This is a genomic window from Mucilaginibacter flavus (genome assembly GCF_030409315.1).
Lineage (GTDB): Bacteria > Bacteroidota > Bacteroidia > Sphingobacteriales > Sphingobacteriaceae > Mucilaginibacter > Mucilaginibacter flavus.
This window is the reverse complement of record NZ_JAUFPS010000036.1, coordinates 167315-179949: the sequence shown is the minus strand read 5'-3', so window position 1 is coordinate 179949 and position 12635 is coordinate 167315. Positions and strand designations below refer to the sequence as shown.

Below are 12635 nucleotides of genomic sequence, written 5' to 3'. Positions count from 1 at the left end.
ATCCGCTCTCATCCCTTTTCACTTTATAATGCAAATTTATTTGCTTATATTATGACAACAAACATAGGAGGGGCAGACGGGCGTAGCCTCGTCGGGGTGAGTCGTATGCGCTATGCTTTTTCAACCCTCCTCAAAAAAACTTCCTTGAAATTTAATTCTGCTAAATCGAATTATAATGCAATAAAGTGCCGTGATGTAGTTGTTTAAACATATATAGTAACAATGGATTAAACCATTGCCATTTGGTATCGTCATAGATGTATAAAAATTAACAAAATGAAAAAGTTAGTCATAGTATCAGCAATAGCAATGAGTGGTTTATTTGTTAATAAAGCAAACGCTCAGTTCTCTTTACATATAGGTTTTCATCTTCCGGGTCCGCGTGTTTATGTACCAGCGCCGCCACCGGTTGTAGTACAAGAACAACCGGTTTACGATGATGATAATGCACAGGTAAACTATAACGATAATAGTGATGATTATTATTATCTGCCTGAGGTAGAGGCTTATTATAGCATCCCAAATCGTTGTTATTACTATAATAACGGCAATAACTGGGTAAGCTGCGCTTACCTGCCAGGCGCCTACCGCAACTATGATTGGCGCACCGGTGTACGATACGAAGTGAGAGGCCGTCAGCCTTACCTGCACCATGATATTTACAGGGAAAGATGGGGTGGCTACCAGGGCGACCGCGGCAACTGGGGCCATAGGTTTGACAGAAGGTATGATGGAGGATATGCTTATCAAAACCATGATAACCGTGGATGGAACAGAGGTGGATGGGGTGACGATCATGGCCGCGGAAATTGGGGCGGAAGGCCAGGTGATGGACGAAACGGTGGAAACTGGGGCGGCCAACCAAACCAAGGCGGCGGGCATGATAATAATGGTGGCTGGGGCGGTCAGGACCGTGGCAATCACAACCAGGGAGGCTGGGGCGGCCAAAACCATGGCAACGGCAACTGGGGTGGAAACCAGGGCGGACAAGACCATGGCGACCGTAATAACGGCGGCGGTCAGCCAAGCAGAAACCAGGATTTTGGCAACCGCGGTGGCGGTCAAAGCTTTGCCGGCAACCATGGCGGGTTTGGTGTACGCCAATAAGGATTACAATTTAAATCCCTATATATAATAATGGAAAGGTCGTCTTTTGTGGACGGCCTTTTTTGTCGCGCGGGTATGTCTCAAAAACCGAGGTCATCCCGAACTTGTTTCGCGACCCCACAGGACAGGTGACTCACATGGCGAATACCATGCAAGTGGGATGACCGAACCAGGTTCGGCATGACATTGATACAATCAATCTGTTTTCTTTATCCACCAAAAAAATCCTACTTTGTATCTCAATTATAAACGTCACCCCAACGATGAAAAAGATATTTAGCGCTATACTGTTTATAGCTGTTACAGGTAAGGTATTTGCACAGGGCAACACCTTACAAGCGGGCACACCAGCCAACGAGAAATTCTCACCCGAGCGGCTGCAGCGAATCGATAACATGATTGAACAAAATATCGATTCGGGTTATGTGAACGGGGCGGTTGGCTTTATTGCCCGCAATGGTAAAATAGTTTACTACAAATCATTTGGCGCTGCCGATCTGGAACAGAAAAAATTGATGAATAACGATGCCATCTTTCGTATCGCCTCACAAACCAAAGCCATCACCAGCGTAGCGGTGATGATGTTGTTTGAAGAGGGGAAATTTTTGTTAGATGAGCCTATTTCGAAATATATTCCCGCGTTTGCCCATCCCAAAGTAATAGATACTTATAACCCCAAAGATACCACATATACCACCACGCCCGCCAAACGCGAGATTACCATCCGCGATTTGCTTACCCATACGTCGGGCATAGAATACGCGCAAATAGGTTCGGAAAAAATGAAGGCTATTTACGCCAAAGCAGGTATTCAGGCTGGTTTTGTGAGCGATAAGTTACTCTTAAGCACCAATATTAACAAATTAGCCACTATGCCACTGGTACATCAGCCCGGCGAACGCTGGACATATAGTATGAGCGTAGATGTATTGGGCTACCTGGTGGAAAGGGTATCGGGTAAAACGCTTGATCAGTTTTTAAAGGAGCGCATTTTTGACCCGCTGGGTATGAAAGATACTTACTTCTATATTCCGGCTGCCAAGCAAAGCAGATTAGTAGCCGCTTACACGCCGGATAAGCAAGGCCATTTGATTAAGATGAACGCAGGCACATTCCCCGGTATAAATTTTGATTATCCGTTGGTTAACGGCACTTATTATGCGGGCGGAGCAGGTTTAAGCTCAACCATTAAAGATTATGCTACCTTTTTGCAAATGCTGCTTAACGGCGGCGTTTACAACGGCCAACGCTTGCTAAGCCGCCACACGGTAGATTTAATGACCACTAACCAGATTGGTGATCTGTATATCAATAGCGATAAAGATAAATTTGGTTTGGGATTTGGGGTTACTACCGAAGCCAGTTCAAAAAAACTGGGCATCAGCGAGGGCTCGTTTGCCTGGGGAGGTTTTTACGGAACGCTTTACTGGGCCGATCCTAAAGAGCATTTGGTTTGCCTCCTGTTTATCCAAAACTGGCCCTTGCCGCACAATGCTATCCAAGATAAATTTAGGGCGATGGTTTATCAGGCGTTAACAGATTAAAAGCAAATTCATGTTCTTCAATGTAGAGACGCAATATTTTGCGTCTCCGACTTTACAGGGCGAACTCAGCGGGGCTGATTTGCATGCGGGAGACGCAAAATATTGCGTCTCTACAAAAAAATTAATTGCTGGTTTTCGAATTATCCAATTCACCTTTTAAAACCGACCACACATTCTCAGCCACAATTTTAGCGCCTTTTTCTGTTGGATGAATGCCATCAGCCTGGTTCAAATCGGGGTGACCGCCTACGCCCTGTAATAGAAAAGGTACCAGCGCCATTTTATTTTTTGTGGCGATGGTTGGGAATACCGCTTTAAATTTATTCACGTAATCGGCACCCATGTTTGGCGGTACCTGCATGCCCAGCATAACCAATTTTGCATCGGGATATTTAGCTTTCACCTTATCAACTATACTTTGCAGGTTTTTGGTGGTTTCGGTAGGCGAGATGCCACGCAGGCCATCGTTTGCACCCAATTCCAATATAAAAATATCTACCTTTTGCTTCAATGTCCAATCTATCCGGCCATTGCCGCCGGCAGATGTTTCGCCGCTTACGCCGGCATTTACTACTTTATAACGTAGTTTTAAGGAATCTATTTTTTTAGAGATCACACCGGGGAAAGCGTCCGCTGGATCATCCAGACCATAACCCGCGGTGAGGCTATCTCCAAAAAACAAAATAGTTTTTGTGGCTACCGCGTCGGCTTTGGCGGTGGTGTCGGCTTTGCTTTCGGTATCGGCCGCGGGTTTATTTTTTTCGCCGCAGGCGGATAAAGCTATGGTGGCAAAAAGGGCCAGGTATGTTAACTTTAATTTGTACATAAGTATAAATACAACGCGTTTAGGCGTTTGTTCTTAAAATTTCGAGCGGCGGTTTGTTCAACACATCGCGGCTGTTTAGCAAACCAATAATAACGGTTAAAAGCGATATGATCAGGAATAAAATCAGCGCCGGAACAAAACTAACCGAATAAGGAATTTCAAAACTATATTTAGCTAAAAACCAGGTGCCTGCCACGGCTATCAAAATGCCGGTAAGCGCCGAGAGACTTCCCAGGAACAAATACTCCAATGCGGTTATAGCAAAGATCTGTTTCCGGCTTGCGCCCAACGTACGTAGCAACACACTTTCCTGTATACGCTGATATTTGCTGATGCGTACCGAAGCTATCAATACCACAATACCGGTAATGATGCTAAAGGCACTCATAAAACGGATCACATAACTGATCTTGCTTAGCAATTCATCTAAAATACTCAACACCAAACCAAGATCAATGATGGATACATTGGGGAACTGCCTCACCACAGCCTGCTGAAATGCTGCCGATACTTTGTTTGACGGCACATGCGTCATCAACACCTGGAATTGTGGTGCATCCTCCAATACTCCGGTAGGGAACACCACCTGGAAATTGGTTTGCACCTTGCCCCAGTTTACCTTGCGCACGCTGGCTACATAAGCGGGCATGGGTACACCCTGTACGTTAAATACCAGCTTATCGCCAATTTTAAGATGCGCCCGTTTTTGCAGGTTTTCTTCTACCGATACAGGAATGTCTTTGCCCGGCTCGGCTTTGGCTATCCAGGTGCCATCTAACAGTTTTTCTGATGACGACAGGCTATCCCTAAACGTAACCCGGTACTCCCAGGCGAATACGCCATGGGGTATTTTGATGGTGGTATCCTTTACTGCATCCGCGGCGGTTTTACCGTTAATTTGTTCTAATCTTACCGTAACAATGGGCACCTGCTGTAATACCGGCAACCCATTCTTACGGGTAACATCGGCAATAACCTCCTTCTGGCTTTTTTGAATATCAAATAGTATCATGTTTGATTGATTGCCGCTGCTCGATAAGTTTACCTGGCTTATAAGGATGCTTTGGATAAAAAACAACGTACAAATAAACGCGGTACTTAACCCAATAGATACCATTAAAATAAGCGTTTGGTTATTAGGTCGGTATAAGTTGGCAAAGCCCTGTCGCCATAAATAGCTCCAGCCGCTGTTGATGATCAGTTTCATAACACGCATTAACAACCACGCTACAGCCGCCAATATCATAAAAGCTACCAGGATACCCAGCGTAAAAAATACGCTGCCCAGCCAGCTATCTAATTGTAAATAAGTAAAGCCCAAAACAAAACCTAAAATAAGCAGGTAAACCAGCCAGCGTAAAGGATCGGCTTTGCGGCCCGTCTCGTCAAACGACATGCGCAGGGTGTTCAAGGGCGAAATATTACGTACCGAAATCAGCGGCAGCATGGCAAACAGGATGGAGATGATCACCCCTAATAAAATGCCCTGCCCGATAGCCAGCCATGAAATTTCGACAGAGATAGTAAATGGCAGAAAATCTTTAAAAACAAGCGGCAGCAAATGCTGAATTGCCGTACCCAATGCCGCGCCAATAATGGAGCCGATAAGCCCGATACCCACAATCTGGATTAAATAAATTAAAAATGCCTCGGATGCTTTTACACCCAAACAACGCATAATGGCTATGGAGGCAATTTTTTCCCTCACATAGATGTGGATAGCGCTGGCAACACCAACGCAGCCCAACAGCAAGGCAATAAAGCCAACCAATGATAAAAATCTACCCAAGTCACCAAACGCGCGACCGGTATTTTCTTTCCTGGTTTCTATGGTGTCGTAGTTCAGGCCGTTTTTATCAAGGATGGGGTCAAGCTTTTTAACCAGCTTATCCATATCCACCTTATGGTCGTATTTGTAGTAAAAGGTGTATGTAACGCGGCTGCCAATTTTTAGCAAGCCGGTTTGTTCCAAGTACTTCATGGGGATGTATACCACGGGTGCTATGCCAGCCATTGCCCCGCTTTGGCCGGGGGCTTTGTTTAACGTGCCCGCTATCAGGAAACGCTCGTTGCCAACCCGTACAGAGTCGCCCACGTGAACGTTAAATTGCAACATCAGCGTTCTATCCACTAAAGCCGTTTGTCCGTTTTTGAAGGATGTGCCTGCCGATTCGGGCGTGGTTTCAATAGTGCCGTAATAAGGGTATTCGCCCTGCAAAGCGCGCACCTGTACCAGTCTTGTGCCTTTACTTTTTGGGAAATAGGCCATGGATGCAAAGCTGCGTTCGGTTGATCTTTTATCGCCCAGCGAATCGAGCATGTTTTTCAACTTCGGGTCGGCAGGTTTATTGCCAGAGATCAGTAAGTCGGCGCCGATGAGGGTTGCGGCCTGTCCGTTCACATCATTCTGTACATTGTACCTGAACGAGTAGATGGCCACCAGGGCCGCAATGCCAAAAACAATGGCAGATATAAACAGGAATAGCCTTGAACGGTTTTTCCTGCTATCGCGCCAGGCCATATTAAACAGCCAGGCGTAATTTATTTTTCGTTTATAATTAACGGGATTGGTATCCATAGCTTATCCGTTAATTGTTTTTTCGTCGGCTATCAGCTTACCGCCCTTTATCCTGATGATCCGCTGGGTTTTGGCCGCCAGTTCCAGATCGTGCGTAACAACTACCAGGGTAGTGCCTGCCTCTTTATTCAAATCAAAAATAAGCTTGATCACCTTATCGCTGGTTTCGGCATCAAGGTTACCTGTTGGCTCATCGGCAAAAAGGATTTTGGGAGCGTTTGAAAAAGCCCTTGCCAGCGAAACCCGTTGTTGCTCGCCGCCAGAAAGTTGAGAAGGGTAGTGGTGCCCACGGTCGGCCAGGCCAACTTTATCCAACAGCTCTAAAGCGCGTGCCTTGATGTTTTTTTCGTTGCGGAGCTCCAACGGTACCATCACATTCTCCAAAGCGGTAAGTGTTGGGAGCAACTGGAAGTTTTGGAATATAAAACCCACGTGTTGATTACGTACCTGCGCGCGCTGATCTTCGGTTAAATTACCAAGGTTAATGCCGTTCAATTCAACCGAGCCGGAGCTCGACCTATCGAGGCCTGCGCACAAACCCAGCAAAGTGGTTTTACCACTGCCCGATGGGCCGACGATGGCATTGGTAGAGCCTTCGGCAATTGAAAAGTTAATATGATCAAGCACGGTTAGCGTACGCCCAGCGCTTTGGTATGTTTTACTCAGATCTAAAATATTCAGAATTGTTTCCAATGGATAATTTTTTTGGGATTTGATGTTTTACTTACCGCTTTGTTACCAATATAGTTTGCTTAAATATCCATGAATTATGCCATTTATAGCTGGGGCGGTAAGTTTTTTTGAATTTAATGACATAGGGATGGTTTTTAGGGAGGAGGAGAGACATAGGTGGCATGGCGCAGAAGACTCACCCGCCGGCGCTACGCGCGGCACCCTCTCTTCGGCTTCGCCGGAAAGAGGGGTTTGAAAAGTTTGTGTATTATTTATTGTTATTCACTAATATCCAGCGTTCAAACCCCTCTTTCCGCGAAGCGAAGAGAGGGTGGCCAGCGCAGCGTAGCCGGGTGAGTCTTCTTCTGCGTTCAAAACCTCGTTGCATTAACCGCAAGGTTTCTTTACAACTTCTCCTTCAACCTCTCCTTAACCCCATTCTCCCATTCACTCCTCAAAATGCTCAACACAATAGAATCCCGGCGACCGCCATCCTCCAAGGGCATGTTGCTGCGCAGAATGCCTTCAACCATACAGCCGAGGCTTTTCATGGCGGCAATGCTGCGTTCGTTGCGGGCATCGGCCCTAAATTCAACACGCTCCATACCCAACTCTTCAAACGCGAATTGTAGCAGCAAAAACTTGCAATGCTTATTGAGTTTCGTCCCCCTGAATTTTTCGCCATACCAGGTGTAGCCTAATTGTAAGCTATCTAATTTGGGCTGTATATCATAAAAACGGGTGCTGCCGGCATATTCGCCGCTCTTTTTATCGTATACAATAAAAGCGTATTCACGAGCCTCGGCGCGGTTTTTTAAGGCGGTTTCCACGTAGCGGGTCATGCCGTCTGCGTGTTTAGCGCTTACGTTGGAGTATTTCCAGGTATCAGGTTCGTTTATGGCGTAGGGAAGCAGGTATTCAAGGTCTTCGATAGTTAAAGGCCTCAACAATACGGTGTCATCCTCTAAGATGTAGTTTGCTGTGGCGTTGAATTTTGTGGGCATGGTAATTATAATCTATAAATGTTATTGCGAGAGGTCTACTCACAACGTATTTCTTTTTCAAGTATGGTTTGAACGCTGGCTACGACTCACCCCGGCAACGCTTCGCTGGCCGACCCTCTCTCCGGCTAAAGCCGCATAGAGGGTAAACCCATTTTTTTGTTTTTTTTCGCCCCTCTATGCGACGCAGTCGGAGAGAGGGGCAGACGGGCGAAGCCTCGTCGGGGTGAGTCGTTCCTTGGTCAGTTTACGCCATTTCCCTTTTCAGTGTTCGCGGATTTACAACGCGAAATGACGCTGGTTTTATATCATTTTACACCAACTAAAGTACTACATTTACATCTTACCCGCCATCACCTGCTCATACATCTGATCAAAAGGTTTATTTTTTAGTTCGATGGCTGCTGCAGAGTTGCGTTGCTCACAATATTTGAGCATTTCGTAACAGCTTATAACGGTTTCATCGCTGATATCTTTAAAGGTCATTTCAACTACCTTGCCCGATACCTTATAGTACTCCTGCAGGGCTGCCAAACCTTTATCATTTATTTTAATGAGTTTGGCCCGCTTATCGTCCGGCGATGCCCTTTCATCTATTTTATCTTCACGTACCAGGCGGTTTATTACTTCCATGCCGGTGGTGGTTTCGGCAAACATGTAATTAATCAGATCGCTTTTGCGTACTTCGCCTAAATGCTGTAAACCGTTAAGGTAGTAAAAGCTTTCGGCAGGGGGAATGCCAATATAATTGACCGCGGCCCTAAAGTACATGGAGTAGGCACTCAGGATACGGCCGATAGTTTTTAACAAAAAAGCGCCGCTCATAATTCGTTCGCTGTGGGCTTTTGGTAAAGTTTTTTGTCGCTGCTTTTCTAAATAATACCTGCAAAAACGCTCCACACTATGCTCTGTATCCAACTCCTCAAAAGCCGACCATTCGTGAACTAACTCTACTACGGGTTTCATGTTGTTTCTATTTAGAAGTAAAATTATAAAAGTATTTCTAAAAAGTTTTATTTATTACAAATTAGGAATATATTTGTTTCGATGTTTCTGATTAGGAGTAAAATCATGAACGAAGATAGTTTTGTTAAAATGTTTTACCTCTTCAATCGTCAACCTAAATAAGCAACAGTTAAAAAGGTGCCGAATCTTTTTATTAATTACTTTTACTAAACAATTATTAACGCATGCAACCAGCCAGTAAACCGAAGCCCAATAGTAAACCGCCAGGTGTTTTTAGTCTGCTAAAGCCTTATATGGGCCTTGTAGCGTTGCTTTTATTGTTCGCCCTGATGAGTAACGGCATTAACCTTTGGCTGCCTAAGATTATAGCCAATGGCATCGATGCTTATACCCACCACACGTTTGTGTTAGTTGATATCCTTAAAAAATTCTCGATAGCGGTAGTGCTCATTTTTATTTTTGCTTACCTGCAAACCATTATTCAAACCTACGCGTCTGAAAGAGTAGCACGTGATTTGCGTGGGCGACTGGCCGATAAAATCTCGCGCCAAAGTCACGCGTTTATTGAGCAGGCCAATCCATCCAAACTGCTAACCAACCTTACTGCCGATGTTGATTCTATCAAGTTGTTTGTATCGCAGGCATTGGTATCTATCGTATCGTCGTTGTTCATCATTATTGGCTGTAGCGTAATGCTGCTTACCATCAACTGGAAACTGGCGCTGCCGGTTATTGGCATCATTCCCATTATTGGCGGTACGTTTGCCTATGTTTTAAAAAATGTGCGGGCTTTGTTTATGAAAAGCCGTGGCGTTATTGATCAGTTAAACAAGGTTATTAACGAAAGTATTCTGGGCGCGGCCTTAATTAGGGTGATTAACTCCCAACAGTTGGAGTACAATAAATTTTTAGAAGCTAATACCGAGGCCAAAAACTACGGCCTGAAAATTCTGGGCTTTTTTGCGGGACTGATCCCTATAGTAACCTTTACAGCCAATATGGCGGCCTTAACCATTTTGGTAATGGGCGGTCATTTTGTAATAACCGGTACCATGAGTTTGGGTAGCTTCGCTGCGTTTAACAGTTATCTGTCGCTGCTGATCTTCCCGATATTTATCCTCGGTTTTATGAGTAACCTTATCGCGCAGGCCTCCGCATCGTTCACCCGCATTAGCGTGGTTTTGGATGCCCCCGATGTAAAGGATGGCGGCGATATTAAAGATACTCTGCGTGGCGATGTAGAGCTGAAAGATGTTACCCTGGCTTATGGCCAGAAAAAAGCGCTTAAAAATGTATCGCTTAAAGTGGCTGCGGGTTCAAAAATTGCCATCATCGGGCCTACATCGGCAGGTAAAACGCAATTGCTTTATTTACTCACTGGCTTGATAAACCCTACCGAAGGCGAGATATTGTTTGACGATAAAAAGCTCGATGCTTATGACAGCGAAGCATTTCACCGACAGGTTGGTTTTGTTTTTCAGGATAGCATCATTTTTAACATGAGCATCCGCGAAAATATTGCCTTTAGCGATACCGTAACCGACGAATCACTGCAAAAAGCAATTGATACCGCCGAACTAAAGGATTTTATAGGCGCGTTGCCCGAGCATTTGAATACTGTAGTATCGGAACGTGGCTCAAGCCTTTCGGGCGGGCAAAAGCAACGCATTATGCTGGCGCGTGCTTTGGCCGTTAACCCTAAGGTGCTATTGTTAGATGATTTTACAGCGAGGGTTGATGGCAATACCGAGAAAAAGATCCTGGCCAATATTCAAAAGAATTACCCCGGTTTAACGCTCATATCGGTTACGCAAAAAATAGCCTCCGTCGAGCATTACGACCAGATTATTCTGCTAAGCCAGGGCGAGATTATTGCTCGTGGTGTACATGACGAGCTGATGAAAACCAGTCCGGATTATGTGCAGATCTTCAATTCGCAGCAAAGCACCAGTAATTACGAGCAGGGCATTGCTCATTAACAAAAACGTTAAGACCACCATAATATCAAAACAAAAATGAACTACGATCTTAACCAGCTTAGTAAAACAGCGCCCAAAACATCAACATGGGCCGGCCTTAAAAAGCTGATTCAACTGATATCACATGAAAAGCGAACCCTGCTGTTTGCCCTTTGCGCCATATTAATCAACTCTACGCTTAACCTTTTGGGGCCGCTTATTATTGGGCGCACCATTGATAAATATGTGCAGCACAAAGATTTTAACGGGGTTATCCATAACGCCATTTTGCTGTTGTGCATGTACATGGTGGCCCTGTTTACAAGCTATAAACAAACCACGCTGATGGGCGGCGTAGGGCAGCGCATGTTGTTTACTCTGCGCAACTCTATTTTTAATAAACTGCAGCAATTACCGGTAGGCTTTTTTAACCAGAACAAAGCCGGCGACCTGATATCGCGCGTAAACAACGATACTGATAAGCTTAACCAGTTTTTTTCGCAGTCGTTAATGCAGTTTATTGGCAATATTTCTACCATGATAGGGGCAGGTATTTTCCTGCTGCTTATCCATCCCGAATTGGGTGCTGCTACGCTTGCGCCGGCCTTGGTGATCCTTTTCCTGACAATTGTTTTATCGCCATGGATTAAACGTAAAAATGCTGCCAACCTGAAAAGCACAGGCGGTCTGAGTGGCGAGATCCAGGAAAGTTTGAACAATTTTAAGGTGATCATCGCCTTTAACCGCCGCGATTATTTCCGCAAACGCTTTGATACCGTCAATAAAGAGAATTACCAAACGGCCATTGGCGCGGGTTTGGCCAATAACGTTTTTGTGCCGGTGTATGGCCTGTTTGCCAGTATCGCGCAGTTGATTGTGTTAACGTTTGGCATTTACCTGATCAGCATCGGGCATTTTTCTATTGGTTTGCTGGTGAGTTACCTATCGTACTCAACCAACTTTTATAACCCGCTAAGGCAATTGGCAGCCTTGTGGACAAACTTTCAGCTGGCCATGGCCGGCTGGGACAGGATTTCGCAGATATTACAATTAGAAAGCGATTTGCCGCTGATTGAGGAAGGCATCACCGATGGCAGTGCCGGTTTGTTGGAGTTTAGGCACGTGCATTTCAGTTATGATGATAGCAAGGAGATTTTGCACAACGTTTGCTTTAAAATGGAACAAGGTAAAACCTACGCCCTGGTTGGCCCTACAGGTGGTGGTAAAACCACTACGGCATCGCTCATTGCCCGTTTGTATGATGCCTCCAAAGGTTTGGTGCTGTTGGATGGTAAAGACATCCGCACATACACCGCCGAAGAGCGTAGCCTGAAAATTGGTTTTATATTGCAGGAACCGTTTTTGTTTAGCGGCACCGTAAAGGATAATATTTTGTACGGTAACGATTTATATAAAAACCATACCAACGAGCAATTAGAAAAAGTAATTACCGACGCCAACCTGGGCAGCCTGTTAGCCATTTTTGAAAGCGGACTGGATACCCCGGTACTTTCAAGTGGTGATAGCATTAGTCTGGGCCAAAAGCAACTGATCGCCTTTATGCGGGCAGTATTGCGCAACCCGCAGATTTTGATACTTGATGAAGCTACAGCCAATATTGACACCATTACCGAAAAATTGTTAAGCGACATCCTGAACAAGCTGCCCGAAACCACCACCCGCGTAATTATAGCCCACCGCCTCAATACCATCGAAAACGCCGACGAAATTTTCTTCGTAAACTCCGGCGAAGTGATCCGCGCTGGTTCATTAAATGATGCGATGGATTTGCTTTTGCAGGGGAAGAGGGTGAGTTAGGGGGGGGAGAGTCAAGAGGTTAGAATCAAGAGTTAAGACAGCTACAGGTATTTGGTGAAGTTAGTTGGAAGAGCGAGAATTCGAGTCTCCCCAGGTAACAAATAAAGCCATCAGAGAAATGGCTTTATTTGTTACCTGGTTGGCCGTTAAAACATTATAGACGTT

At 45.2% G+C, this 12635-nt stretch carries 10 protein-coding genes; 5 read left to right on the top strand and 5 right to left on the bottom strand.

Annotated elements, in window-relative coordinates; translation table 11 throughout:
- From QWZ17_RS17295 to QWZ17_RS17285, 3 genes are all read left to right on the top strand, one after another.
- The coding region (locus QWZ17_RS17295) for a hypothetical protein (RefSeq protein ID WP_290306537.1) at positions 1-207 on the top strand (207 nt) is incomplete at its 5' end.
- A gap of 69 nt (positions 208-276) precedes the next feature.
- Positions 277-1107, top strand: a complete 831-nt coding sequence (locus QWZ17_RS17290; RefSeq protein ID WP_290306536.1) for a hypothetical protein — start codon at positions 277-279, stop codon at positions 1105-1107.
- 263 nt (positions 1108-1370) lie between these two features.
- The gene (locus QWZ17_RS17285; protein ID WP_290306535.1) at positions 1371-2651 is read left to right on the top strand and encodes a serine hydrolase domain-containing protein; all 1281 of its coding nucleotides are present in this window, start codon (positions 1371-1373) and stop codon (positions 2649-2651) included.
- Positions 2652-2772: 121 nt separating this feature from the next.
- On the opposite strand, the gene QWZ17_RS17280 is transcribed toward QWZ17_RS17285, so the two are convergent.
- From QWZ17_RS17280 to QWZ17_RS17260, 5 genes are all read right to left on the bottom strand, one after another.
- The gene (locus QWZ17_RS17280) at positions 2773-3477 is read right to left on the bottom strand and encodes an arylesterase (protein ID WP_290306533.1); all 705 of its coding nucleotides are present in this window, start codon (positions 3475-3477) and stop codon (positions 2773-2775) included.
- 19 nt (positions 3478-3496) lie between these two features.
- Positions 3497-6055 (bottom strand): ABC transporter permease, encoded by a 2559-nt coding sequence (locus QWZ17_RS17275; protein ID WP_290306532.1) that lies wholly within the window; start codon positions 6053-6055, stop codon positions 3497-3499.
- Positions 6056-6058: 3 nt separating this feature from the next.
- Positions 6059-6748, bottom strand: a complete 690-nt coding sequence (locus QWZ17_RS17270) for an ABC transporter ATP-binding protein (RefSeq protein ID WP_290306531.1) — start codon at positions 6746-6748, stop codon at positions 6059-6061.
- Positions 6749-7131: 383 nt separating this feature from the next.
- On the bottom strand, positions 7132-7731 hold the full coding sequence (locus tag QWZ17_RS17265) for a GNAT family N-acetyltransferase (protein ID WP_290306530.1): 600 nt from the start codon (positions 7729-7731) through the stop codon (positions 7132-7134).
- A gap of 333 nt (positions 7732-8064) precedes the next feature.
- Positions 8065-8694: a MarR family winged helix-turn-helix transcriptional regulator gene (locus tag QWZ17_RS17260; protein ID WP_290306529.1), complete on the bottom strand. Its 630-nt coding sequence runs from the start codon at positions 8692-8694 to the stop codon at positions 8065-8067.
- Between the two features lie 224 nt (positions 8695-8918).
- On the opposite strand from QWZ17_RS17260, the gene QWZ17_RS17255 reads away from it, so the two are divergent.
- Positions 8919-10673, top strand: coding sequence for an ABC transporter ATP-binding protein (locus tag QWZ17_RS17255; protein ID WP_290306528.1), 1755 nt, complete (start codon positions 8919-8921; stop codon positions 10671-10673).
- A 36-nt stretch (positions 10674-10709) separates the two neighbouring features.
- The gene (locus QWZ17_RS17250) at positions 10710-12470 is read left to right on the top strand and encodes an ABC transporter ATP-binding protein (RefSeq protein WP_290306527.1); all 1761 of its coding nucleotides are present in this window, start codon (positions 10710-10712) and stop codon (positions 12468-12470) included.
- Positions 12471-12635: the final 165 nt, after the last annotated feature.